The organism is Synechococcus sp. WH 8101 (assembly GCF_004209775.1).
In the GTDB taxonomy this organism is placed as follows: Bacteria; Cyanobacteriota; Cyanobacteriia; order PCC-6307; family Cyanobiaceae; genus Synechococcus_C.
Window position 1 is genome coordinate 1104922 of record NZ_CP035914.1, and the last position, 22090, is coordinate 1127011.

Sequence of the window (22090 nt, forward strand, 5' to 3'; positions counted from 1 at the left end):
GGCAGGTGCAGGGAGAGGTGGTCGAGTGGTTGATGGCTCTGGTCTTGAAAACCAGCGAGGTGCAAGCCTCCGTGGGTTCGAATCCCACCCTCTCCGTTTTCTTTCCTACATCTGCTGCTCAGTAGAGCAGGAATCCCGGCCCGAAGCCCTCATCGGGCCAGAAGCCATCATCGCCGACTTGCCATTGATCCGCTGGGATCGGCCCGGAGCTGGGTTGGCTCCCATCGATGCAACCCTCCGGCGTAGTGAAGCCGGAGCTGAAGGTTTCGCAGTTGATCGGATCCGGCTGGGCGAGGTCAGGGTCCTGGGCGCGTGCGGCGGGGAGTCCAGGCAGAAGCAGGGCAAGGAACGCCAGCGGCATCAGGTCTCGCACGGCATCTCGGGAGGGTGACTTCAGCGTAGGGCTCAGAGCTGACTCAGGGTTCCAAGCGGCCAGCCCAGGTTGCGGAGGTGGCGCACCAACACCCGTGAGGCCGCGAAGTAGTCCTGGCTGTAGGACGCCTTGAAGCCGATCTCCCCCAGGGTGAGCAGCAGCAAGCGATGCTCGCGCCGGGTGCCTTCTCGCTCCGCCAGCAAGGCAAACCCTCGCTGCTCCAGGTCATCGCGGAGTTCCTGATTCAGATCCGCAGTGAAGCCCACGTGAAGCACATGGTCGACCGCGCGATAGGCGGTAAACACCCTGGCGCCCTGATGCTCTTCGAGAAACTGATAGCGCTCGGTGACGGCGATCACCGCATCCATCACCGGGGCCTGCAGCGCCTGCTCGATCATGGCCAGATTGGCCCCACTCATGACGGCATCCCTCCGCCGGCAGCGAGTCGCTCCTCACAGGCCAGCTCATAATTGCGGATGGCGCCGGAGGGGATGGCGCCGCTGCTTTTGAGCTGACGCACGGACAGTTCCACGCACTGGAGCACCACGCTGGTGAGCTCGCGGCCCTCGCACTGGGCCCAGCTGCGCAGCAGCACGTGCAGGCTCGGCGGTACAGACACCGTGAGCTTCACCTGGTTTTCGCGGGGAACGGCCTTCATGCCGGCAGCTGTTGGGCCCTAGTGAGTGACCTGAGAGTAACCCTGGAGTTGCTCTGGGGCAACTTTGAAGTGACTCTGCGGGGTCTTCCAGTTGCTCTTGAGTGGCTGTGTGGATGCTCTTCAGCGTCGGAACAACAGGCAGAGGTTGTTCGCGGGCATCGCTTGCAGCTGCTCCAGCGTCAGCTCCGAGTCGCTGGCGAGTTGCTCCACAGCTTCCAGGTCGCGTACCCCCCAGCGGGGGTCGCGGTCCCGCAGGGATTGATCGAACGCGGCGTTGCTGTCACTGGTGTGCTGCCCGCCGCGCCGGAAGGGGCCATAGAGGATCAGGGCACCGCCGGCGCTGAGCCGACCAGCCGCCTCCTGGATCAGGGCCTGGCAGCAGCTCCAGGGGGCGATGTGGATCAGATTGATCGCCACGACAGCGTCTAAGTGTTGCTCCAGCTTTTGAGGAAGCGGCCAGGGGCGGGATTCCACATCGAGTGCCAGCGGTTCGGGCAGGTCTGGCGCGCCTGGTGGATGGCGAATCCAGGCGCTGATGCTGCGGCGGTGGGCTGGATCCGGATCGCTGGTCTGCCAGTGGATGTCTGGGAGCTGCCGCTGGAACCAGAGGGCGTGTTCGCCGCTGCCGCTGGCCACTTCCAGCACCACGGCGCCATAGGGGAGCCAGGTCTTGAGCGTGGCGGCGATCGGCTCCCGGTTGCGTTCGGTGGCCGGAAAGAACAGACGCGCATCCTCCATGGTGCTGCTCTCAGTCGTTGCAGCCCGTGGCCGGGCGCTGGCAATGGGTCACCAGGGAGCCCAGCCACTCCTGCAGCGCCACCAGTTGGTCCGGTTTCAGGCGGTAATACACCCAGCGCCCACTCTGGCGATCGCTCAGCAGACCGGCTTCGCGCAGCACCTTGAGATGAAACGACAGGCGCGACTGGGAGAGGGCGAGTTCGCCGGTGAGGTCGCAGACACAGCGTTCGCCGTTGGCGAGGGTCTCGAGAATGCGCAGGCGCAAGGGGTCGGATAGCGCCTTGAGCAAGCTGCGGGCCTGTTCAGGCTTCAGCCGCTCGCTGGTGGGTCCGGTTGGGATCGCAGCGGCCTGCATGACCAGGGCTCCATCACGCCAGCTTTCAACTTATCGAGCAAGTGATCACGATTGAGCACGTGATCGAGACGACACCCCCACGGTTGCTGACGCATCAAGGGAGGTTGATCCATCAACTGTTTTTGATTTAGCGTTTGGCCTGACTTCGGGCCCTCGGCCATCGGACGCATGCGCATCGGCATCAATGGATTCGGCCGCATCGGCCGGCTGGTGTTCCGCGCCCTCTGGGGCCGCCCTGGCATCGAGATCGTCCATGTCAATGACCCCGCCGGTGACGCTCCCACCGCCGCCCATCTGATCGAATTTGATTCCGTTCACGGCCGCTGGGATCGCAGCCTCAACGCCGAGGCGTCCGGTTTCAGCGTGGATGGCCAAGCGGTGGGCTGGTCGCAGGAGCGCGCCATCACCGCGGTCCCCTGGCGCGAGCAGGGGGTGGAGATGGTGCTGGAGGCCAGCGGCAAGATCAAGACCCCGGAGGCTCTCCAGCCCTATGTCGATGCCATCGGTCTGAAGCGGGTGGTGGTGGCCTGTCCGGTGAAGGGGGTCGTGGCCGGCGCTGAAGCGCTGAACATCGTGTTTGGCATCAATCACCACCTTTATGACCCGGCCCGCCATCGTCTGGTCACGGCCGCTTCCTGCACCACCAACTGCCTGGCGCCGGTGGTGAAGGTGGTGCAGGAGCAGTTCGGGATCGTGCACGGCATGATCACCACCATTCACGACATCACCAACACCCAGGTGCCGATCGATGCGTTCAAAAGCGATTGGCGCCGCGCCCGCTCTGGTCTCAGCTCCCTGATTCCCACCACCACCGGGTCGGCGAAGGCGATCGCCATGATCTTCCCCGAGCTCCAGGGCAAGCTGAATGGTCATGCCGTGCGGGTGCCCTTACTCAACGGCTCTCTCACCGACGCTGTGTTTGAACTCCAGCGCGATGTGACCGTGGCAGAGGTGAATGGTGCTTTCCAAGCCGCTGCTGAAGGGCCCCTCAAGGGAATCCTCGGCTACGAGGAGCGCCCCCTGGTGTCGTGCGATTACACCAACGACAGCCGCAGTTCGATCATCGATGCCCCCTCCACGATGGTGGTGGATGGCAACCAGCTGAAGGTGTTCGCCTGGTACGACAACGAATGGGGCTACAGCTGTCGCATGGCAGATCTCACCTGCCATCTGGTGGCGATGGAGGCGGCCTGATCGGTCATGACGCTCTCCAACCTGCAGCAATACGGCATCGTCACCGCCAATTACTGGGCCTTCACGCTCACCGATGGCGCCCTGCGCATGCTCGTGGTGTTTCACTTCCACGCCTTGGGCTACTCCACCTTGGAGATCGCCTTTCTGTTTCTCTTCTATGAATTCTTCGGGGTGCTCACCAATCTCTTCGGTGGTTGGATCGGCGCCCGCTATGGCCTCCGCCTCACCCTCTGGGTGGGCACGTTGTTGCAGATCCTGGCTCTGTTGATGCTGGTGCCCGTGGCGGCCAGCTGGCCGAAGCTGTTCAGCGTGATCTACGTGATGGTGGCCCAGGCGATCAGTGGAATCGCCAAGGATCTGAACAAGATGAGTGCCAAGAGCGCCATCAAAACGGTGGTGCCCGAAACGCCCGACGACACGGAGCGGGGCGACCACCAGTTGTTCCGTTGGGTGGCCATCCTCACGGGATCGAAGAACGCCCTCAAGGGGGTGGGGTTCTTTCTCGGTGGTGTGTTGCTCACCGCCTTGAGTTTCAATCAGGCTGTCGCCTGGATGGCGGCGGGCCTGGCCGTGGCCTTTGTGCTCACCCTGGTGCTGCCTGGTGAGATCGGCAAGATGAAGGCGAAGCCGGCATTTTCGTCGTTGTTCTCCAAGTCGGAGGGCATCAACATCCTCTCTCTGGCGCGGTTCTTTCTGTTCGGAGCGCGGGATGTGTGGTTTGTGGTTGCCCTGCCCGTGTTTCTTGAGGCGTCTCTCGGCTGGGGCTTCTGGGAGATCGGTGGCTTTCTCGGTCTCTGGGTGATCGGGTACGGGATCGTCCAGGGCACGGCCCCCAGTCTGCGCCGTCTCTGGGGGCAGACCGCCAGCCCCGGTGTGTCGGCCGTGCAGTTCTGGAGTGGACTGCTCACTGCGATCCCTGCCCTGATTGCAGTGGCGCTCTGGCGTGAGGCTGATGTGACCATCGCGATCGTGGCCGGGTTAGCCGCCTTCGGGGTGGTATTTGCGATGAATTCGTCGATTCACTCCTACATGGTGCTGGCCTACACCGATGCGGAGAGCGTCAGCCTCAACGTGGGCTTCTATTACATGGCCAATGCGGCGGGTCGCCTCGTGGGCACCCTGCTTTCCGGTGCGGTGTTTCTGATCGGCGGAACGCCATCGTCGGGCATGCAGGCCTGTCTGTGGTGTTCCTCGTTGCTGGTGCTGCTCTCCTGGCTCAGCAGCCTTCGCCTGCCCCCTGCCAGAACCAGGGCCACTGTGCCCGCGTAGCTTGAAGCCCTGATCCCTCACCCGCCTGAGCGGGTTCGCCTGCACCATGCCCCATCCCGCCCGTCTTGCCGCTTTGCAGGCCATCCAGCAGCGACAGCCGCTGGCCTGTGAGGCCACACCACCGCTGGCGAAGATCTGGGCCAGTGATGTGTTCACCCTGGGGCGGATGAAGAACGCCTTGCCCAAGGAGGCCTACAAGGCGGTCCGCAAGGTGATTCGCGATGGCGGCAAGCTCGACCTCGACGTGGCCGATGTGGTGGCCCAAGCGATGAAGGATTGGGCTGTGGCCCAGGGCGCCCACTATTACGCCCATGTGTTCTATCCGCTCACCAATTCCACTGCGGAGAAGCACGACGGTTTCATTAGCCCCCAGGGTGACGGCGATGCCATCCACGAATTCTCCGGCAAGTTGCTGGTGCAGGGTGAACCGGATGGATCCTCGTTCCCCAACGGCGGCATTCGCTCCACCTTTGAAGCCCGCGGTTATACCGCCTGGGACATCACGAGCCCGGCCTATCTGATGCGCACCCCGAACGGGGTGACCCTGTGTATTCCCACCGTGTTCGTGAGCTGGACCGGTGAAGCCCTCGACAAAAAAACACCCCTGCTGCGCTCCAACGCCGCCATGAACCGGCAGGCCCAGCGGCTGCTCCGCATCCTCGGCAACCAGGAGGTGGCTCCGGTGAACAGCTCCTGTGGCGCCGAACAGGAGTATTTCCTCGTGGATACCCAGTTCGCGACGCTGCGGCCCGATTTGCTCCTCGCCGGGCGCACTCTCTTCGGGGCGCCTTCACCGAAGGGGCAGCAATTTGATGATCACTATTTCGGGGCGATCCCGGAGCGGGTGCAGGTGTTCATGCAAGACGTGGAGCAGCAGCTCTATCGCCTCGGCATTCCGGCTAAGACCCGCCACAACGAGGTGGCGCCGGGGCAGTTCGAGATCGCGCCCGTCCATGAAGCCGCCAATGTGGCCACCGACCACCAGCAACTGATCATGACCGTGCTCAAAGGCACGGCGAAACGCCATGGCTTCACCTGCCTGCTGCACGAAAAACCCTTCGCCGGCATTAATGGCTCCGGCAAGCATGTGAACTGGTCAGTGGGGAACAGCACCCAGGGTAATCTGCTTGATCCAGGTCATACCCCCCACGACAATCTGCAGTTCCTGCTCTTCTGCGCCGCGGTGATTCGCGGCGTGCACCGCAACGGTCCCTTGCTGCGCGCTGTGGTTGCCACCGCCGGCAATGATCACCGCCTCGGGGCGAACGAAGCGCCACCGGCGATCATCTCGGTGTATCTTGGTCAGCAACTGGAGCAGGTGTTCCAGCAGATCCAGCGTGGCGAAGCCACCGGCAGCGCCAGTGGCGGCGTGATGCGGTTGGGGGTCGACACCCTGCCCGAGTTCCCGAAAGACGCCGGAGACCGCAACCGCACCTCTCCTTTCGCCTTCACCGGCAACCGTTTCGAGTTCCGCGCCGTCGGCTCCGGCCAGTCCGTCGCTGGCCCGCTGGTGGCGATGAACACGGTGCTGGCTGATTCCCTCGAGTGGATTAGCGATCGCCTCGAGGCGGAGATGGCTTCAGGTCAGACCCTGGAACAGGCTGCCGCCGCCGTGCTCAAGCAGGTGATGGATCTGCATGGTGCGGCTGTGTTCGGGGGCGATGGTTATTCCGACGCCTGGCATCGGGAAGCGACCGAGCAGCGCGGATTGGAGAACCTCCGCAACACGGCGGAGGCCCTGCCCGTGCTCCGCCGTGATGACGTGCGCGAGCTCTTCCAGCGCCAGGCGGTGATCAGCCCGGTGGAACTGGAGAGTCGTTATGAGGTGTACGGCGAGCAGTATGTGCTGGCCATTGAGGTGGAGGCCCGCGTCGCCCTTTCGATGGTGCGCACCCAGATCAGCCCGGCGGTGGACAAACAGATCAGCAGCCTGGCGCGCAGCCTTCAGCAGCAGCACGCCCTCGGTCTCCAGCCTGATCAGCGCCGTTTGCACCAGCTCAGTGAACTGCAACAACAAATGGAGGAGCACAGCCTGGCCCTGGAGGGCGAGCTGGATCAGTTGCACCACGGCGACACCGCCGCCTCGATGCACGAGTGCGCCCAGGTGATCCTGCCCCGTTTGGCTCAACTGCGTGAGGCGGTGGATGGCCTGGAGGCCAGGGTTGATGACGATCGCTGGCCGCTGCCCTCCTATCGCGAGATGCTGTTCGTGCGTTGAGCGCGTTGCTGTGAGGCAAGCCAGGCAAGCCATCGCGGTGGCGTTCGGGTTGGCGGTGTGCACCGTCAGCCCTGCAGTGCTGGCCCAGTCGGGGGCTGTCGCACCACAAAAGTCCGTTCAGGTTCTGGCGGTCAACAACGGCCAGGAGTTATTGGTGGAGATCGATGGCCAGGGCCGCACCCTGCGTCTCAGTTGTTTGCAGGCCCCCAGGCCCCAGCAGCAACCCTGGGCCGAGCAGGCGACCGTGGCCCTTGCCAAGGAGGCCCCGGTGGGCAGCCGCTGGCAATTCCAGCTGCGCGCGCGCGATGTGTATGGGCGCCTGGTGGGCACCCTGCAGCGCAATGGGCAGGATCTGGCGGCACCCTTGCTGCGCCAGGGGCGCGTGTTTGCCTACGACGGTTTTCTGGGCCGCTGTGACGATCTGCCTTACGCCCGCTGGCAGCGGGAGGCGGCGGCGCAACGGCTCGGGGTGTGGAGTGTGCCGGGAGGGATCACGCGGCCTTGGGACCAACGGGAGCAGACCGCTGCAGCCGAGCGTTTGGCGCCCTGATCCAGCCGTTACCGCCAACGGTGTGCAATCGCACAGCATCGGTCCTCGCTGGCTGAGTGAATGGATGGATTGACTGATCCGCCATGTCCTACGAACCCGGCAGCACCGATTGCCGTCTTTTGATTGATGCCAAGCAACATCTCGAGGAGGCGATCCGCACTCTCAGCGGTCTGCCCCACACCGACCACATTCAGCGTCAGTTGAAAGCGGTGTACAGACAGCTGGAGGGGATGCATGATCTCAAGCGTGCCGGTGGCGCCGGCATCTCCCTTCGCAACGCTGACTGGTGTTCCGCAACGACCAACGCCCTGCCTGGCTGAATTGGCTGTTCCTGGCGATCTTCCTCTGGAGTTCCTGGCAGCTGGCCGGCTTCTGGTTTGCCCAGCTGCATGGCTGATGCACAACGACAGTCCCGTTAGGGTCGGGCCCAGCTGCGTTTCCGCTCCATGCAACGTGTCCAAGCTGTCGCCTGGTTGCTCACCGCTGCTGCAGGTTTCAGTGTTGCGGCTTCTTCTGTCCAAGCGCAGAGCTTCAATCCGGCGGCTGCCGGTCGTGCGATCGGTCAATCCGCCGCGGCCAACTGGTGCAGTGGTGAGGCGATCAAGCCCGCTGTGGTCACGGCCGTGGCCAGCTATGTCGCCGACACCAACCCTCCCACCGGCGCCCTCAGTGATGCCGCCATGTTGGAGATGGGCGGGGAGATTGTGCTCGCTGGTCTCGGTTATGTGTTCTGCAACTGCCCGGATCGGGCCGCCTCGGTGTTTCGTGCCCTCGGCGGTGATCTGGAGCGGCTGGCTGGTCAGCTCGATGTCGACATCAACAAGGTTCTGGGCAACTGAGCCAGGCTGACCAGCCCTTGATCGCCTCAGTCGCTATAGACGTTGAGGAGGCCCTGCTCGGTCACGAAGTAGGTGCCCTCCTCGTCGGTGTAGCGGCGCACCACGGCACCGCTGGCGTCCACGTAGCCACCGGAACCGTCGGCACTAAAGCTGAAGCGCTCCTCAGCCACGCTCACCTGCGTTGTTGTGGGTGTCTGGGACCACTGGCAGCGCTCCTGCAGGATGTTGCCACCGTTGAGCGGAAACCAGGAGCAGCGGGGCCCATCAGCATCGGCCCGGACCGAGGCACCAAGACCGATCAGGGCGAGGCTGCTGATCAGGGCTACACCCGCGCAGCGGCTGACTCGATGTCGCGTCATCATCGATCGAAGGTTCAGCTGTAAGGGTATGCGTTGGGAACAAAAAATTGCTCATTGATCGGTGGCCGCACGTAGTCGCCCTGCTCCGGGCGGGGAGGCAGTTCGATCGCAGGGGGGGTCATGTCGTCCCAGGGCACCTTGCTGAGCACATGGCGCAGACAGTTGAGCCGGGCCCGCCGTTTGTCATCGGCCTCCACGGTGAACCAGGGGGCTTCCGGGATGTTGGTGTGGGCGAACATTTCATCTTTCGCCCGTGAGAATTCCACCCAGCGGTTGCGCGCTTCTAGATCCATCGGGCTCAGCTTCCAGCGCCGGGTCGGGTCATCGATTCGCGACTGAAATCGTGCTTCCTGCTCCTTGTCGCTCACGGAGAACCAGTACTTGAGCAGCAAGATGCCGCTGCGCACGATCATCCGCTCGAACTGGGGGCACGCCTCCATGAATTGATCGACCTGGTCGTCGCTGCAGAAGCCCATCACCCGCTCCACACCGGCGCGGTTGTACCAGCTGCGGTCGAACACCACGATCTCGCCGGCGCTAGGGAAATGCTCCACGTAGCGCTGGAAATACCACTGGGTTTTTTGCTGATCCGAGGGAGTGCCCAGTGCCACCACCCGACAGCCCCTGGGGTTCATCGGTTCGGTCAACCGTTTGATCGTGCCGCCTTTGCCCGCTGCGTCGCGCCCCTCGAAGAGCACGATCATCCGATAGCCCGTCGCCTTGATCCAATACTGCATCTTGACCAGATCGGTCTGGAGACGCACCAGCTCCGACTCATAGAGCTTCTTGTTGAGCCGATCACCGTTGTGGTTGCGACCTTCCAGCAGGTCATCGAGCAGCTCGGATGGATGGTCGATGTCGGCTTCACTGCCATCGAGGGCCTCAAGCACGGTGTCGGGCAGCTTGCCTTTCACCGTTTTGTGCTTGCCGCTGCCCTTGTCCTTGTGATGGTGCTTGCCGTTGTCGTGCTTGTTTTTGGCCATCGTGCGCGGGGCTGCCCTCCCCATTGGTGCCGCGATCCGTCGCCAGGACGCCGCAGAGCAAAGCTTTTCTCAACCATTGCGCGGCAAGGGCAGCGTAAGGGCGATGCCGAACCGCCCTGGAGCCGTTGGCGGCTCGCCATGCAGCCGTAGAAGTGAGCCGCCGTGGAGCTGGGCCACATGGGCAACGATGGCCAGGCCCAAACCGCAGTGTCCCTGCTGGCCTCGGGCTTCATCAAGCCTCTGAAACGGTTGGAGGGCCCGGTCCCATTGATGGGAGGCCATGCCGGCGCCCTGGTCCCACACTTCAACGGTGCAGTGCTGTGGTTGCTGTCGCAGGCGCAACACCACCGGTGGCTCGCCGTAGGTGAAGGCGTTGTCGATCAGGTTGGCCACAGCTCGCCCGAGGGCGACCGGTCGCACCACGATCGGCACTGGCTCAAGATCCAGACGCAGCAACTCCGACGAATGGCTGCTCGACACCTCCGCCAGCAGCTGATCGAGGGGGAGATCCACCGGTTCCTCCGCATCGTTGCCACCGGCGAAGAGCAGAAACTGACCGGTGATTCGCTCCAGGGCCTGCAAATCGTTGGCGCAGCGCTCTCGCTCATCGGCATTGAGCTCCGGCAGGGAGAGGCGGAACTGCAGTCGGGTGATCGGCGCCCGCAAATCGTGGGCAATCCCCGCCAGCATCGTCGCCCTTTCTTGGCGGTTGGCCGCCAGTCGCCGCACCATCGCATTGAAGCGATGGGTGAGCCGCTGCACCTCCGGTGCGCCGCGCGCCGGGACCGCCGCCGGGTCTTCCCCATCGCCCACCAGGCGCAGGGCTTTTTCAAGGCCCCTGAGCGGTCGTTCCACCTCCAGCAGCAGGAACAGTCCAGCCCAGATCACCGCGGCCCCCACCAGCGACAGCCCCAGCAGGGTGGGCTCAGGTGGCCAGGCCATCGGTGAGCGCAGTTGCACGCGCAGCCAGACCGGTTCCAACGGGGAGATCAGCTTAATCCACGCCATCCGCCCCCGGGCGCTGGCCTGCACCATCGGGCAGTGGGCCAGCCGCTCACACAATTGTTGCTGCAGGGCCTCCGCCTGTCGCTGCATCGCCAGCGAGGGCGCTGGCGCAGCGGGTGGTCGAGGACGCACCGCCAGATCCAGGCCGGTCAATTCGCTGACCAGATCAGGTGGGTAGCGCTCCAGTGTCAGTTCGGTGAGACGCACGTTCAGGGCCAATTCGCGCGCCAGCTGCACCGTTTGAAGAGCCTCGATCTGCTGGCCGAACAGGCCCTGCAGCACGACCAGGCAGAGGCCCCAGCTCGCCAGCGCCAGCCCGCCCCAGCCGAGGCCGGTGGCCAGGCGAGGACCCCAGCCGGCGCGGCTCTTCATCGCGACCGGGGCGTGCCGTCGGGAACAAACACGTAGCCGTAACCCCAGACCGTCTGGATGTAACGAGGTCGGCTGGGATCGGGCTCCACCAGTTTGCGCACCCGCGACACCTGCACATCCATGCTGCGGGTGTCGGTGTCGCAACCCGGTCCGCGGGCCAGCTCGATCAGGCGGTCGCGGGAGAGGGGGCGATGGGGATGTTGCACAAAGGCGGCCAGGAGGCTGAATTCTCCGCTGGTGATCACCGTGGCCTGGCCGTCCTTGCGCAGGGTGCGCGCGGCGAGATCGAGTTCGTTGTCGCCGAACTGGATCGATCCACCCTCCGCCAGGGGAGTGCCGGCGGGCATGGCGGTGCGGCGGCGCAACACCGCTTCGATGCGGGCGGAGAGCTCCCGGGGCAGGAACGGCTTGGCCAGGTAGTCGTCAGCCCCCTGCTCAAGTCCGATGATCCGATCGATCCCATCGCCTCGGGCGGTGAGCATCACCACCGGCAGGTCGTCGTCGGCATCACGCAGCCGGCGCAGGGCTGTGAGGCCGTCATCGCCAGGCATCATCAGATCGAGCACCACCAGGTCGGGGCGCTGGAAGTCGAGGCGAGCCTCGAATTGCTTCACATCGCTGAGGCAGCGCACCTCGTAGCCCTGATCGATCAGGTAAGTGCCCACCATCTGGCGCAGCTCTGGATCATCATCCACCACCCAGATCATCGAGGTGCGTGTCATCGCCGGGGCCGCTATCACTCGGAACTGATCGTATGGAGACCGGCAGCGCCTGTCCGCAGGAATCGGACCCTGTCACAGCTCGTGGGCTCTCGGTTGCGGATCAGACATGACCGGGCTTGGTGTCGTCCATAGGCTGGTGCTATGTCGCGTGTTTCTGCCACCCTTCTGGCTGTCGGTCTGGCGCTGTGCCCCACCGCCGTTTCGGCCGCACCCGATGGCGTCCGTGCCTATGGCCGCCGCATGGAGGCTCTGTTCGTGCGGATGGATGCCAATCGCGATGGTCGGCTGGAGCTGCACGAGGTGCGCGGCCAGCCCTACCTGGAGCGCCGGGTGCTGCGCCGTGATTCGCCCGGTTTTCTGCGCATGGAGGATCTGCGTGGTCCGGCAGGCGCCCCCAGCGGTCAACGGCTGCAACGCCGTTTTCGCCAGGCCGATCGCAACGGCGATGGTCGTCTCGATCGTCAGGAGGTGCGCCGGTTGCCCTGGTTGGCGCGTCACTTTCAGAGTCTTGACCTCAATCAAGACGGTGGCCTCACCCTGGCGGAGCTGTGGCTGTTGCAGCGCGCCCTTGCTCCTCGCCCCCAGCCGTGATCCGCTGTGGCTAGCGCTGCGGTCGGCTGCGTTTCGCCGCTGGCGTCAGGGCCTGGCTGAAGGCCCGGAGGATGCGCACACAGCCGCTCACCAGGGCGATCAGGCCCACAAGGAGCAGCGCGGCGAGCAGCAGCACGGCGCCGATTCCGAGCAGGGCCTCGAGCAACTGGCTGAGGCCACGGATCAGATCGGCGATCGCTTCACTCACCACCACCAGGGCATCGATGCGTTGAGGCAACCAGCTCAGGAACGCGAGCAGGCCCACCCCCAGTGCCAGCAGCAGCACTCCCTCCAGACCCTGACGCCAGGGAGCACGCTGCCGTGGCCGAGGTCCCTTGGCGAACACCTTGCGCTCGCGACTCCGGGCTTGGATCGGTCCAGAACGACGCTGCTTCATACCACCAACGGGTGCCCGGCGCCGCGCATCCAGCGCTCAAACTCCAGCACCACCAGTTCGTTGGGGCAATCGATCAAGGTCAGATCGCCGACTGTGCAGTCGCCGTAGCCGCTGTGATGCAGGGTGAGGTGATAGCCGGAGCCACTGAGTCCGCACACCTCAGGGTCACTGCGCACCACCACATCGAGTGCCGCACCGATGCGCGCCACCCGTCGCCTCAGATCTGACCAGCTGGATGCCATGGCAGGGTCCGGCGACGACCCTAATTCTCTTCCTCAGGGGGCGTTCGTCAACGCTTCCTTGACCGCCTGCTCTGCTGCGGGCGGTGCGCTGGGGGGCTGCACCGGCACCATCACCGCCACAACGGCCACGAGCGCCAGCGCCGAAGCGCCCAACAGGGGGGCGCCGAAGCGGCGTCCTGCGGGAATCGATTCGCTGAGGTCGCGGCGGGCCAGGGGCTGCAGGCTGGGGCTGGGCCAGGCCACCTGCACGTTCGGATCAAGCCGCAGCGCATCGAGGCAGCGCATCAGATCGGCCAGTTCAGCATCATCGAGCTGGATCGTGAGTGGTTCCACCCCCGGTTGGCTGCTGCGCAGTTGCAGTTGATGCCCTGTGGCGTTGGGGCCGATGCTCACTGGATCCTGCTCGGCACCGAAGTGGCGGGCGACGCCGGAGAGCAGGTGGCGGCTGTAGGCGGTCACCACCTGGAGCAGGGCTTCGAGATGCTCCCGTTTGCCCTCCAGTTCCGGTGCACCCACCAGCTGGAGTCGCCAGGTGGAGAGAATGCCGATCACACCGCTGCCCTGATCCGAGGAGAAATCGGGCAGACCCTCCACCACCAGGCGTACCGCCGACTGGTCATAGCGATAGGTGAGCTTGAGCATGACGTCAGGGAGTCGGATCGAGAAGGCTGGCGCGCAGCCGGTCGACGCCGCCACTGCCGGCGGCGAGGGCCAGGGTGAGCACCAAGTGTTTCTGCAGCGGTCGGGACTGCTCCGGATCCAGCATCCGCTGCACGGCGCCGCGGCGCGGGTTCATCCGTTCGGCTACCAGATCACGCAGGCGCTGATCGAGCAGATCCCAGCGCTGTTGGGTGAGTGCCTCCGGCTCACGGCTCGACAGCAGTTGATGCAACAGGGGGTAGAGCCGATCGGCCATGGCACAGAGCAGTCGAATCAGCGCTTCGGTTTCAGCGCCACTTACCACGCCGCGGCGCGTCGATCGACGCAGGGGATTGTGGCAGCGGCGCTTCCACAGCTCGACCCGGTTCGGGAACAGATCCGAGAACCCGAGCTGCTGGGTGGCCCAGAGCATGGCTTCACCGCCATTGAGGTCGAGGGCTTCAACGGTGAGCAGCAGCAGGTCAAGACGTTCAAATCCCCGTCTGCTCAGCTCGGCGGTCGCGTTCGTCATGGCTGCGATGATGACAGGGCTCTGGCCTTTACGTCACCTCTCCTTGGATCTTCGCCAGCTCATCCGGGACATTCCCGATTTTCCCAAACCCGGAATTCTGTTTCGGGATATCAGCCCCCTGCTGCGGGACCCGGCGGGATGGTCGGAAGTGATGCGGCGCCTCGGCGATGTGTGCGACCAGTTGCAGCCGGATCTGATCGTGGGGATCGAATCCCGTGGCTTCATCGTGGGCACCGCCCTCGCCACCGATCGGAAACTGGGTTTCGTGCCGGTGCGCAAGCCGGGCAAACTGCCGGGTGAGGTGATTGCCATCGACTATTCACTGGAATACGGCAGCGATCGCCTCGAAATGCATGCCGATGCCCTGCGGGACGGGGCACGGGTGTTGATCGTGGATGACCTGCTCGCCACCGGCGGCACGGCCAGCGCCACCGCCAGCCTGGTGCAACAGGCCGGGGGCCAGTTGGTGGGCTGCGGCTTCGTTGTGGAACTGGCCGGTCTGGATGGACGCCGTCGCCTCCCCGATGAGACCCCGGTGGAATCCCTGATCATTTACAGCTGACCCAGTCGCTGCTGCCATTCCAGGACCTCTTGATATTGCAGGAGGTTGAGCAGGCCGAAGCTCCAGAGCACGATCGGCAGGGGTGCCTGTTCCAGCTCCGCCTGGCGCAGGCCCAGCTCCAGGGCGTTGTCGCTCAGGCCCAATTTCTGTTGCAGAAACGTGAGTAGCTCCGCTGATGGTTTCGGTTGGGGCTGCGTGCAGAGCACCATGGCGGCACTGGTTCGCTGCTTCAGTCTGGTGGCCGTTGCCCGAATGTCATCGCTGCAGGGTCACGAGTGATGGGGCAAGGGCCCATCGGTCATCGCCGCTAAGGCAAGCCGCCGCAGGCCCGGGGAGCGTTGGAGCAGGGCGAGAGCGATGCGGCGCAGACCGAGGAGCAGGGGCTGGCGGTTGGAGAACAGACGAACCAGGGCATCGGTGGCCAGGCCCACCAGAATCAGATCCGGCAAGCGGCGTCGACCGTAAAGGCGGGCGATCCGGCTGGGGGGCACGGCTGAAGACGCGTGGCCTTCCACCAGATCGAGCAGGGTGGCCACATCACGCCAGCAGAGATTGAGCCCTTGGCCGCCGACGGGATGGCAGCGGTGGCCCGCTTCCCCCACCAGCAGCCGATGACCCTGTTGCAAGCGTGGCGCCAGGCTCAGTTGGAGGGGAACGGCGCTGGGCTGATCCAGCAAGGCCTCGACCTCAAGCCCGGCGGGAAGCACGCTCGCCAGTTGATCGAGCAGGCGCGGGCCAGGTAAGGATGCCCGCTCCTGGCAACGCGCAAGCGGAGCACTCCAAACGATCTGGAACGTGTTGTCACCGAGGGGCAGCACCGCCAGGGGACCCTCGGCCCGGAACAGCTCGTAGGCCAGCTGCGGATCGGGGTCACGCAGACGCACCTTCAGGGTGAGGCAGCCCTGGTAGTAAGGGAGGCTCCAGAATGGCAGCTGCCACTGCTTGCGATGGGGTGACCCTGGGCCGTCGCAGGCGATCTCGAGATCAGACTTGCCGCTGGCGGCGTCTGGAGTGGCCTGGCTGGCCAGACTTAACTCCACCGCGGCTTCACTGCGCAAGCGATCAAATAGCAGCGTCATCAAGGGCTGGTGGTCGAGGATCCAGCCGATCGCGGCAACGCCACGGTTGGAACCGATCAGGTCGTTGGGGCCAAACATCACGACGCGATGCAGCTCCTGATCCTCAAGCCGCAGGGCCTGAAACGGGATCAGATGCTCAGCGAGCGCCCCCCAGAGGCCAAGGCGCTCCAACAGGCGCCGCGAGGAATGGGTGAGGGCATAGGCGCGACTGCGCGCCAGAATCTGGGTCTCGCTAAGAGGATCCTGAAGGATCACCGAGCAATGGCGTTGAGCCAGCCCGAGGGCAAGAAGAGCTCCAGTCGGTCCAGCCCCGGCGATGCTCACGCGCAGGAGCGCGTCCTGCGTGAGGTTGACATCGCTCAGGGGCTGGGTGACCAGGGGAGGGGCAGAGACTGCAGTGAGTCTGCATGATGTGCCCCTGGCATTGCGGCTGATCAGCCGAGGCCGAGCAGGCCGTGGGTGAAGGCTTCACCACCGAGGGCGAATTCGGTGGCGAGCAGGGCGATGAAGCCGAGCATGGCCATGCGGCCGTTGAGCTTCTCGGCGCGCTCATGGAAGCCCCAGCCGCTCTCGGGAGCGACCACTTCCATGCGGGGCTCGGTGGCAAAAGCGTTGAGGCGACCACCATCTTCGGTGGTGACCGTGGCACCGCGGATGGTGGGAGCAGAGGAGGGAGTGGACTGCGTCATGGTTCTCGTGTCGTCTCCCTTCACTGTAGCCCGTTGTTAAGAAATTTTTCGCGCTCGTGACAAACGGAGCTGGCAAAGCTCTTCGAATGCGGGCTTGAGCAAATAGGGATACTCCCCCACCCAGAGGCGCAGGCCCGGTAGCCAGGCGTCACTGAGGGCGGACACGCGGGAGAAATCCTTGCGGTCGCTGAGCACCAGGCATCGCAGTCGCGCTCCAGCGCGAATGCTGGCGTGCTTCTTTTGCATCGGAAAACTGAGTCGGCCCAGATAGCCGTCCTCATCCGCCAGTTCCAGCACCATCCAGGTGCGCCGCTGTTCCACCAGCTCCAGGTCGCCGTGTTGGTCGGCCTGTTCGCGCCGGTTCTCCACCCGCTCGCGGGTATAGGCCTCGGCCACCTCACCATCGAACAGGGCGGCTGCCGGATAGCGGCGCAGGGTGGCATTGCGCTGCCCTGCCTCCAAAATCGGCCCCCAGAGGATGTAGAGCAGCAGGGCAACTCCCGCCACCAGCCACACCGAGCCCCAGCGATTGAAGGACAGGGTCTGGCTGATCAACAGGGTGATGACGCCGCCGATGGTGGAAATCAGCACCCGCTGGAGGATTTTGCGCGGGTTGCCCAGGGCAGCGGTGAACTGGTTGCTGGTGGCCACCGCAGGGATCAGCCGCTGCAGCTCACCAGGACGAAGGGGGATCAGCATGACCGGATCGCAGGCATGGACAGCTCAGTTCAAAGCAGCCGTTCGAGGCCGTACACCAGCCCGTCGAGTTGGCGGACGCGCCGCACGCTGAGCAACACGCCGGGCATGTAGGCGGAGCGATCGATGGTGTCGTGGCGGAGGGTGTAGGTCTCGCCGGGGGCTCCGAACATCACTTCCTGATGGGCCACCAGCCCGGGCAGGCGCAGGGAATGGAGGCGCAGGCCGCTGGGACGGAGGCCACCACGACTGCCCTGCAGCGATTCGTGCTCCTCCACCTCGCTGGGATTGAAGCGTTTGCCCAGCTCTTCCATCAGTTCGGCGGTTTTGATGCAGGTGCCGCTGGGGGCATCGGCCTTGCGGTTGTGGTGCAGTTCCGTGAGCTCGGCGTGGTCGTAGAACCGTGCCGCCGCCGCTGCAGCCTGTTGCAGCAGCACCATGCCCACCGAGAAGTTAGGGATCACCGCCCCGCCCATCGAGGCCTTCTCGGCGAACAGCTGCAGCTCCTTCAGTTGCTCAGGGGAGAGGCCGGTGGTGCCGATCACCGGATGCACCCCGTAGGCAATCGCCGCGCGGGTGTGGTCATAGACCACGGAGGGGTGGGTGAAGTCCACCATCACGGCCCCCTGCCCAGGGCCCGCCTGACGCACCTCCTGGCTCACGGCACAGAGGCAACCCTCCAGATCGGCGGTCACTGCCACCTCCAGGCTGCCCAACCCCAGCGCTTCACCCACATCGACGCCCTCCTTGCCGCTGGTGGTGTCGACGGCGCCTGCGAGCCTGCAATCAGGGGAGGCCTCCACGGTTTTCACCACCTCTGCCCCCATCCGCCCCAGGGCACCCACCACCACCACGGGAATCGGGTTGGCTGTTGCGGTTGTCATCGCATCGGACTGGCTGGCAAGAGCCTATGGGGCCGGGCAGCTCTGTAACACCAGGCCCTCAACCCTCGCAGCAAGAACACGAACGCCCGTAGGCTTCTTCACATTGCTCAAACCACGCCGATGTTCACGCAGGTTCGCTCCTCCGACCGCCGGATTGCTCCTGCCGAGAACAACAGCCATCAATCGGTGATGAAGGCGGTCTATGTGGTGCTTGAGCCCCAGTACCAGAACGCCCTCACCCAGGCCGCCCAGAGTCTCAATGCCCAGAACGGCCCTTTGGGGCTCGAACTGAGCGGCTATCTGATCGAGGAACTGCGCGACCCCGACAACTACGCCGATTTCCAGGCCGATGTGGCTCAAGCGGATGTGTTCATCGCTTCGCTGATCTTCATCGAGGATCTGGCCCAGAAAGTGGTCGAGGCCGTCGCTCCCCATCGGGATCGGCTCAAGGCCGCGGTGGTGTTCCCCTCCATGCCGGAGGTGATGCGCCTGAACAAGCTGGGGAGCTTCTCGATGGCCCAGCTCGGTCAGAGCAAGAGCGCCATCGCCGGTTTCATGAAGAAGCGGAAGGAGTCGGGTGGGGCCGGGTTCCAGGACGCCATGCTCAAGCTCCTCAACACCCTGCCCACCGTTCTCAAGTATCTGCCGGTGGAAAAGGCGCAGGATGCGCGCAGCTTCATGCTCAGTTTCCAGTACTGGCTGGGCGGCACCCCCGACAATCTGCGCAATTTCTTGCTGATGTTGGCGGATAAATACGTGTTTCCGCCGTCGGCTGGGGAGGAGCGCCCGGAGCTGGTGGTGGCCGATCCCGAAGTGTTTCCCGATCTGGGGATCTGGCATCCGCTGGCCCCCTCGATGTTTGAGGACCTCAAGGAGTACCTCAACTGGACAGCCAGCCGCAGCGACCTGAGTGAAGCGGCCCGCACTGGGCCCGTGATCGGTCTGGTGCTGCAGCGCAGCCACATCGTCACCGGGGACGATGCCCATTACGTGGCCGTTGTGCAGGAGCTGGAATTCCGCGGTGCCCGCGTGATTCCGATCTTCTGCGGCGGCCTCGATTTCTCCAAGCCGGTCAACACCTTCTTCTACGACCCGCTCAATCCGGATCAGCCCCTGGTGGATGGGGTGGTGTCGCTTACCGGTTTTGCCCTCGTGGGTGGTCCGGCTCGACAGGATCACCCCAAGGCGATTGACGCGCTCAAGCGCCTGAACCGCCCCTACATGGTGGCGTTGCCCCTGGTGTTCCAGACCACCCAGGAATGGGAAGACAGCGACCTCGGCTTGCACCCCGTACAGGTGGCCTTGCAGATCGCGATTCCTGAGCTGGATGGCGCGATTGAACCGATTGTGCTCTCCGGCCGTGATGACGCCACCGGCAAGGCCCACACCCTTCAGGATCGGGTGGATGCGATCGCTGAACGGGCGATCCGCTGGTCGTCGTTGCGGATCAAGCCCCGCGCTGAGAAGAAACTGGCGATCACCGTGTTCAGCTTCCCGCCCGACAAGGGCAACGTGGGAACGGCCGCCTATCTCGATGTGTTCGGCTCCATCCATCGCGTGTTGGAGGAGATGAAGGCGAAGGGATACGACGTGCAGAACCTGCCCCGCGATGGCAAAACCTTGATGGAGGCGGTGATCAACGATCCCGAAGCCCTGCAGGGAGCACCGGAATTGTCGATTGCTCATCGCATGAGCGTGGAGGAATACGAACGACTCACGCCTTACTCCGAGCGTCTTGAGGAGAACTGGGGTAAGCCCCCCGGCAACCTCAACAGCGATGGCCAGAACCTGCTGATCTATGGCCGCCACTTCGGCAACGTGTTTGTTGGCGTGCAACCCACCTTCGGCTACGAGGGGGATCCGATGCGCCTGTTGTATTCGCGAAGCGCCAGCCCCCACCACGGTTTTGCCGCCTACTACACCTATCTGGAGAAGATTTGGAAGGCGGATGCGGTGCTCCACTTCGGCACCCACGGCTCCCTGGAGTTCATGCCCGGCAAGCAGATGGGCATGAGTGAAACCTGCTATCCCGATTCCCTGATCGGCGCCCTGCCCAATCTTTATTACTACGCTGCCAACAATCCGTCGGAGGCGACGATTGCCAAACGTCGTGGCTATGCCTCCACGATCAGCTACTTGACGCCACCGGCGGAGAATGCCGGCCTCTACAAAGGCCTGAAGGAACTGGGTGAGCTGGTGGGCTCCTACCAGCAGCTGCGTGAAGGCGGTCGCGGCGTGCAGATCGTCAACGCGATCGTGGAAACGGCGCGCCAGTGCAATCTGGATAAAGACGTTGAACTGCCTGAAGGCGATGCCGCCAGCCTCGATCTCGAGGGCCGCGATGCCGTGGTGGGTGCGGTGTATCGCCAGTTGATGGAGATCGAGAGCCGGCTGCTGCCTTGCGGCCTGCACACGATCGGCAAGCCGCCCACGGCGGAGGAAGCGATCGCCACCCTGGTGAACATCGCCGCCCTGGAGCGCGAAGAGGAGGGGATCCGCTCGCTTCCGGGTTTGCTGGCGGAGGCACTGGGTCGCAAGATCGACGACATCTACCGGGGCAACGACGACGGTGTGCTCGCCGATGTGGAGCTCAACCGCACGATCACCGAAACCTCCCGAGCTGCCGTCGGCGCGATGGTGCGCTCCCTCACCGGTCTGGATGGTCGGGTGAATCTGCGCGGCAACTTCGGCTGGTTGCTTGATTGGCTCACCAAGTTCGGTTTCAAGTTGCCGACCCCCTGGCTGCGTGCCTGTTGCAGCGCCGGTTTCACCAGTGTGGATTCAGTGGCGCTCGACAAGCTCTTCGCCTATCTGCGCTTCTGTCTTGAGCAGGTTTGCGCCGATATGGAAATGCAGAGCTTGCTGCGGGCACTCGATGGTGAATACGTGTTGCCCGGTCCTGGTGGTGACCCGATCCGCAACCCCGGTGTGCTGCCCAGTGGCAAGAACATTCATGCCCTCGATCCCCAGGCCATTCCCACCCGGGCCGCCGTGGCGGCAGCCAAGGGCGTCGTCGACAAGCTGATCGAGCGTCAGCGTGAAGAGCAGGGTGCCTGGCCGGAAACGATCGCCTGCGTGCTCTGGGGCACCGACAACATCAAAACCTACGGTGAGTCGCTCGCCCAGATTCTCTGGTTCATCGGCGTGCGTCCGGTGCCGGATTCCCTCGGCCGGGTGAACAAGCTGGAGCTGATCAGCCTGGAGGAGCTGGGCCGACCCCGCATCGATGTAGTGGTGAATTGCAGTGGTGTGTTCCGCGATCTGTTCATCAACCAGATGGCCCTGATCGATCAGGGCGTGAAGATGGCCGCAGAAGCCGATGAGCCCCTCGAGCAGAATTTCGTGCGCAAGCACGCGCTGGAGCAGGCCGAGAAGGAAGGTACCAGTCTGCGCGACGCCGCCTGCCGAGTGTTCTCCAATGCCAGCGGCAGCTACAGCTCCAATGTGAATCTGGCGGTGGAGAACAGCACCTGGGAAGAGGAGGGTGAACTGCAGGAGATGTATCTCTCCCGCAAAACCTTCGCCTTCAACGCGGATAACCCCGGGGAGATGAATCAGAAGCGTGAGGTGTTCGAATCGGTGATGAAAACTGCCGATGTGACCTTCCAGAATCTTGATTCCGCTGAGATCTCGCTCACCGATGTGAGCCATTACTTCGATAGCGACCCCACCAACCTGATCAAGGGGCTGCGAGAGGATGGCAAGGCTCCCACCAGCTACATCGCTGATACCACCACCGCCAACGCCCAGGTGCGCTCCCTCAGTGAGACGATTCGCCTCGATTCCCGCACCAAGCTTCTCAATCCCAAGTGGTACGAGGGCATGCTCAACTCGGGTTATGAAGGCGTGCGTGAAGTGGCCAAGCGCCTCAACTTCACCCTGGGTTGGAGCGCCACGTCAGGCCAGGTGGATAACTTCGTGTATGAGGAAGCCAACGAAACCTTCATCAACGACCCGGAGATGCGCAAGCGGCTGATGGAGCTCAATCCCCACAGCTTCCGTCGCATCGTTGGCACCCTGCTGGAAGTGCATGGCCGTGGTTATTGGGAAACGTCCGACGCCAACATCGAGCAACTGCAGGAGCTGTATCAGGAAGTGGAAGACCGGATTGAGGGGGTGGCCCCGGCCGCTTGAGGCCGGGAGC

Annotated in this window: 27 protein-coding genes and 1 tRNA gene; 10 read left to right on the plus strand and 18 right to left on the minus strand. The window is 64.1% G+C overall.

Going from position 1 to position 22090, the window contains the following annotated elements; genetic code table 11:
• Positions 1–11 precede the first annotated feature (11 nt).
• Positions 12–96 (plus strand) — tRNA-Ser (locus SynWH8101_RS05605).
• A gap of 22 nt (positions 97–118) precedes the next feature.
• Here SynWH8101_RS05605 and SynWH8101_RS05610 read toward each other — a convergent pair.
• From SynWH8101_RS05610 to SynWH8101_RS05630, 5 genes are all read right to left on the minus strand, one after another.
• On the minus strand, positions 119–361 hold the full coding sequence (locus SynWH8101_RS05610) for a hypothetical protein (protein WP_130128920.1): 243 nt from the start codon (positions 359–361) through the stop codon (positions 119–121).
• 44 nt (positions 362–405) lie between these two features.
• Positions 406–792: a hypothetical protein gene (locus SynWH8101_RS05615; protein ID WP_130128921.1), complete on the minus strand. Its 387-nt coding sequence runs from the start codon at positions 790–792 to the stop codon at positions 406–408.
• Positions 789–1031 carry a hypothetical protein gene (locus SynWH8101_RS05620; RefSeq protein WP_007102692.1) on the minus strand — a complete coding sequence of 81 codons (243 nt, stop codon included), beginning with the start codon at positions 1029–1031 and terminating at the stop codon, positions 789–791. The genes SynWH8101_RS05615 and SynWH8101_RS05620 overlap by 4 nt, the downstream gene beginning before the upstream one ends.
• A 120-nt stretch (positions 1032–1151) precedes the next feature.
• Entirely contained in the window at positions 1152–1769 is a 618-nt protein-coding gene (locus tag SynWH8101_RS05625) for a DUF938 domain-containing protein (protein WP_130128922.1), read from the minus strand.
• Positions 1770–1779: 10 nt separating this feature from the next.
• Positions 1780–2124 (minus strand): helix-turn-helix transcriptional regulator, encoded by a 345-nt coding sequence (locus SynWH8101_RS05630; RefSeq protein ID WP_130128923.1) that lies wholly within the window; start codon positions 2122–2124, stop codon positions 1780–1782.
• Positions 2125–2292: 168 nt separating this feature from the next.
• Here SynWH8101_RS05630 and SynWH8101_RS05635 point away from each other — a divergent pair, with 168 nt between their 5' ends.
• The 6 genes from SynWH8101_RS05635 to SynWH8101_RS05660 all read left to right on the plus strand — a co-directional run bounded on the left by SynWH8101_RS05635 (position 2293) and on the right by SynWH8101_RS05660 (position 8194).
• Positions 2293–3318, plus strand: coding sequence for an ArsJ-associated glyceraldehyde-3-phosphate dehydrogenase (locus tag SynWH8101_RS05635; RefSeq protein ID WP_130128924.1), 1026 nt, complete (start codon positions 2293–2295; stop codon positions 3316–3318).
• Between the two features lie 6 nt (positions 3319–3324).
• Positions 3325–4587: an organoarsenical effux MFS transporter ArsJ gene (gene arsJ, locus SynWH8101_RS05640; protein WP_130128925.1), complete on the plus strand. Its 1263-nt coding sequence runs from the start codon at positions 3325–3327 to the stop codon at positions 4585–4587.
• A gap of 46 nt (positions 4588–4633) precedes the next feature.
• Positions 4634–6805 (plus strand): glutamine synthetase III, encoded by a 2172-nt coding sequence (locus SynWH8101_RS05645; RefSeq protein WP_130128926.1) that lies wholly within the window; start codon positions 4634–4636, stop codon positions 6803–6805.
• Between the two features lie 10 nt (positions 6806–6815).
• Complete coding sequence (locus SynWH8101_RS05650) at positions 6816–7355, plus strand: thermonuclease family protein (protein ID WP_254428063.1); 540 nt, start codon at positions 6816–6818, stop codon at positions 7353–7355.
• A gap of 83 nt (positions 7356–7438) precedes the next feature.
• Positions 7439–7675: a hypothetical protein gene (locus tag SynWH8101_RS05655; RefSeq protein ID WP_130128927.1), complete on the plus strand. Its 237-nt coding sequence runs from the start codon at positions 7439–7441 to the stop codon at positions 7673–7675.
• Positions 7676–7801: 126 nt separating this feature from the next.
• A complete protein-coding gene (locus SynWH8101_RS05660; protein WP_130128928.1) occupies positions 7802–8194 on the plus strand; it encodes a hypothetical protein in 393 nt (130 codons plus the stop codon).
• A gap of 26 nt (positions 8195–8220) precedes the next feature.
• Here SynWH8101_RS05660 and SynWH8101_RS05665 read toward each other — a convergent pair whose 3' ends face one another.
• The 4 genes from SynWH8101_RS05665 to SynWH8101_RS05680 all read right to left on the minus strand — a co-directional run bounded on the left by SynWH8101_RS05665 (position 8221) and on the right by SynWH8101_RS05680 (position 11635).
• On the minus strand, positions 8221–8553 hold the full coding sequence (locus tag SynWH8101_RS05665) for a hypothetical protein (RefSeq protein ID WP_130128929.1): 333 nt from the start codon (positions 8551–8553) through the stop codon (positions 8221–8223).
• A gap of 14 nt (positions 8554–8567) precedes the next feature.
• Positions 8568–9536, minus strand: coding sequence for a polyphosphate kinase 2 (ppk2, locus tag SynWH8101_RS05670; RefSeq protein ID WP_254428064.1), 969 nt, complete (start codon positions 9534–9536; stop codon positions 8568–8570).
• A gap of 69 nt (positions 9537–9605) precedes the next feature.
• Complete coding sequence (locus SynWH8101_RS05675) at positions 9606–10913, minus strand: ATP-binding protein (RefSeq protein WP_130128930.1); 1308 nt, start codon at positions 10911–10913, stop codon at positions 9606–9608.
• Positions 10910–11635, minus strand: a complete 726-nt coding sequence (locus SynWH8101_RS05680; protein ID WP_174719501.1) for a response regulator — start codon at positions 11633–11635, stop codon at positions 10910–10912. The genes SynWH8101_RS05675 and SynWH8101_RS05680 overlap by 4 nt, the downstream gene beginning before the upstream one ends.
• A 141-nt stretch (positions 11636–11776) precedes the next feature.
• Here SynWH8101_RS05680 and SynWH8101_RS05685 point away from each other — a divergent pair, with 141 nt between their 5' ends.
• Positions 11777–12226, plus strand: a complete 450-nt coding sequence (locus SynWH8101_RS05685; protein ID WP_130128931.1) for an EF-hand domain-containing protein — start codon at positions 11777–11779, stop codon at positions 12224–12226.
• 10 nt (positions 12227–12236) lie between these two features.
• Here the strand turns inward: SynWH8101_RS05685 and SynWH8101_RS05690 are convergent, their stop codons facing one another.
• Genes SynWH8101_RS05690 through SynWH8101_RS05705 form a run of 4 tightly spaced genes read right to left on the minus strand, consistent with a single transcriptional unit; the run spans position 12237 to position 14036 of the window.
• Complete coding sequence (locus SynWH8101_RS05690; RefSeq protein WP_130128932.1) at positions 12237–12623, minus strand: hypothetical protein; 387 nt, start codon at positions 12621–12623, stop codon at positions 12237–12239.
• Positions 12620–12865 (minus strand): hypothetical protein, encoded by a 246-nt coding sequence (locus SynWH8101_RS05695; protein ID WP_007102679.1) that lies wholly within the window; start codon positions 12863–12865, stop codon positions 12620–12622. Before SynWH8101_RS05695 ends, SynWH8101_RS05690 begins: the two co-directional genes overlap by 4 nt.
• A gap of 33 nt (positions 12866–12898) precedes the next feature.
• Positions 12899–13507, minus strand: a complete 609-nt coding sequence (locus SynWH8101_RS05700; protein ID WP_130128933.1) for a DUF4335 domain-containing protein — start codon at positions 13505–13507, stop codon at positions 12899–12901.
• Between the two features lie 4 nt (positions 13508–13511).
• Entirely contained in the window at positions 13512–14036 is a 525-nt protein-coding gene (locus SynWH8101_RS05705) for a DUF3038 domain-containing protein (RefSeq protein WP_130128934.1), read from the minus strand.
• Between SynWH8101_RS05705 and SynWH8101_RS05710 the strand changes: the two genes are divergently transcribed.
• On the plus strand, positions 14035–14598 hold the full coding sequence (locus SynWH8101_RS05710) for an adenine phosphoribosyltransferase (RefSeq protein WP_130128935.1): 564 nt from the start codon (positions 14035–14037) through the stop codon (positions 14596–14598). The genes SynWH8101_RS05705 and SynWH8101_RS05710 overlap by 2 nt on opposite strands.
• Here the strand turns inward: SynWH8101_RS05710 and SynWH8101_RS05715 are convergent.
• The 5 genes from SynWH8101_RS05715 to dapB all read right to left on the minus strand — a co-directional run bounded on the left by SynWH8101_RS05715 (position 14589) and on the right by dapB (position 17946).
• The gene (locus tag SynWH8101_RS05715; protein WP_130128936.1) at positions 14589–14807 is read right to left on the minus strand and encodes a DUF2949 domain-containing protein; all 219 of its coding nucleotides are present in this window, start codon (positions 14805–14807) and stop codon (positions 14589–14591) included. The genes SynWH8101_RS05710 and SynWH8101_RS05715 overlap by 10 nt on opposite strands.
• Before the next feature lie 60 nt (positions 14808–14867).
• Positions 14868–16007, minus strand: a complete 1140-nt coding sequence (locus tag SynWH8101_RS05720) for an FAD-dependent monooxygenase (protein ID WP_370587024.1) — start codon at positions 16005–16007, stop codon at positions 14868–14870.
• 104 nt (positions 16008–16111) lie between these two features.
• The gene (locus SynWH8101_RS05725) at positions 16112–16366 is read right to left on the minus strand and encodes a hypothetical protein (RefSeq protein ID WP_007102673.1); all 255 of its coding nucleotides are present in this window, start codon (positions 16364–16366) and stop codon (positions 16112–16114) included.
• Positions 16367–16402: 36 nt separating this feature from the next.
• On the minus strand, positions 16403–17065 hold the full coding sequence (locus tag SynWH8101_RS05730; RefSeq protein ID WP_130128938.1) for a hypothetical protein: 663 nt from the start codon (positions 17063–17065) through the stop codon (positions 16403–16405).
• Positions 17066–17094: 29 nt separating this feature from the next.
• Complete coding sequence (gene dapB, locus SynWH8101_RS05735) at positions 17095–17946, minus strand: 4-hydroxy-tetrahydrodipicolinate reductase (protein WP_130128939.1); 852 nt, start codon at positions 17944–17946, stop codon at positions 17095–17097.
• 120 nt (positions 17947–18066) lie between these two features.
• Between dapB and SynWH8101_RS05740 the strand changes: the two genes are divergently transcribed.
• Positions 18067–22080 (plus strand): magnesium chelatase subunit H, encoded by a 4014-nt coding sequence (locus SynWH8101_RS05740; protein ID WP_130128940.1) that lies wholly within the window; start codon positions 18067–18069, stop codon positions 22078–22080.
• Positions 22081–22090 lie beyond the last annotated feature (10 nt).

Coding starts and splice junctions, on each gene's coding strand:
- SynWH8101_RS05610 (WP_130128920.1), bottom strand. CDS start 361: ATGCCGCTGGCGTTCCTTGCCCTGCTTCTGCCTGGACTCCCCGCCGCA.
- SynWH8101_RS05615 (WP_130128921.1), bottom strand. CDS start 792: ATGAGTGGGGCCAATCTGGCCATGATCGAGCAGGCGCTGCAGGCCCCG.
- SynWH8101_RS05620 (WP_007102692.1), bottom strand. CDS start 1,031: ATGAAGGCCGTTCCCCGCGAAAACCAGGTGAAGCTCACGGTGTCTGTA.
- SynWH8101_RS05625 (WP_130128922.1), bottom strand. CDS start 1,769: ATGGAGGATGCGCGTCTGTTCTTTCCGGCCACCGAACGCAACCGGGAG.
- SynWH8101_RS05630 (WP_130128923.1), bottom strand. CDS start 2,124: ATGCAGGCCGCTGCGATCCCAACCGGACCCACCAGCGAGCGGCTGAAG.
- SynWH8101_RS05635 (WP_130128924.1), top strand. CDS start 2,293: ATGCGCATCGGCATCAATGGATTCGGCCGCATCGGCCGGCTGGTGTTC.
- arsJ (WP_130128925.1), top strand. CDS start 3,325: ATGACGCTCTCCAACCTGCAGCAATACGGCATCGTCACCGCCAATTAC.
- SynWH8101_RS05645 (WP_130128926.1), top strand. CDS start 4,634: ATGCCCCATCCCGCCCGTCTTGCCGCTTTGCAGGCCATCCAGCAGCGA.
- SynWH8101_RS05655 (WP_130128927.1), top strand. CDS start 7,439: ATGTCCTACGAACCCGGCAGCACCGATTGCCGTCTTTTGATTGATGCC.
- SynWH8101_RS05660 (WP_130128928.1), top strand. CDS start 7,802: ATGCAACGTGTCCAAGCTGTCGCCTGGTTGCTCACCGCTGCTGCAGGT.
- SynWH8101_RS05665 (WP_130128929.1), bottom strand. CDS start 8,553: ATGACGCGACATCGAGTCAGCCGCTGCGCGGGTGTAGCCCTGATCAGC.
- ppk2 (WP_254428064.1), bottom strand. CDS start 9,536: ATGGCCAAAAACAAGCACGACAACGGCAAGCACCATCACAAGGACAAG.
- SynWH8101_RS05675 (WP_130128930.1), bottom strand. CDS start 10,913: ATGAAGAGCCGCGCCGGCTGGGGTCCTCGCCTGGCCACCGGCCTCGGC.
- SynWH8101_RS05680 (WP_174719501.1), bottom strand. CDS start 11,635: ATGACACGCACCTCGATGATCTGGGTGGTGGATGATGATCCAGAGCTG.
- SynWH8101_RS05685 (WP_130128931.1), top strand. CDS start 11,777: ATGTCGCGTGTTTCTGCCACCCTTCTGGCTGTCGGTCTGGCGCTGTGC.
- SynWH8101_RS05690 (WP_130128932.1), bottom strand. CDS start 12,623: ATGAAGCAGCGTCGTTCTGGACCGATCCAAGCCCGGAGTCGCGAGCGC.
- SynWH8101_RS05695 (WP_007102679.1), bottom strand. CDS start 12,865: ATGGCATCCAGCTGGTCAGATCTGAGGCGACGGGTGGCGCGCATCGGT.
- SynWH8101_RS05700 (WP_130128933.1), bottom strand. CDS start 13,507: ATGCTCAAGCTCACCTATCGCTATGACCAGTCGGCGGTACGCCTGGTG.
- SynWH8101_RS05710 (WP_130128935.1), top strand. CDS start 14,035: ATGGCTGCGATGATGACAGGGCTCTGGCCTTTACGTCACCTCTCCTTG.
- SynWH8101_RS05705 (WP_130128934.1), bottom strand. CDS start 14,036: ATGACGAACGCGACCGCCGAGCTGAGCAGACGGGGATTTGAACGTCTT.
- SynWH8101_RS05715 (WP_130128936.1), bottom strand. CDS start 14,807: ATGGTGCTCTGCACGCAGCCCCAACCGAAACCATCAGCGGAGCTACTC.
- SynWH8101_RS05725 (WP_007102673.1), bottom strand. CDS start 16,366: ATGACGCAGTCCACTCCCTCCTCTGCTCCCACCATCCGCGGTGCCACG.
- SynWH8101_RS05730 (WP_130128938.1), bottom strand. CDS start 17,065: ATGCTGATCCCCCTTCGTCCTGGTGAGCTGCAGCGGCTGATCCCTGCG.
- dapB (WP_130128939.1), bottom strand. CDS start 17,946: ATGACAACCGCAACAGCCAACCCGATTCCCGTGGTGGTGGTGGGTGCC.
- SynWH8101_RS05740 (WP_130128940.1), top strand. CDS start 18,067: ATGTTCACGCAGGTTCGCTCCTCCGACCGCCGGATTGCTCCTGCCGAG.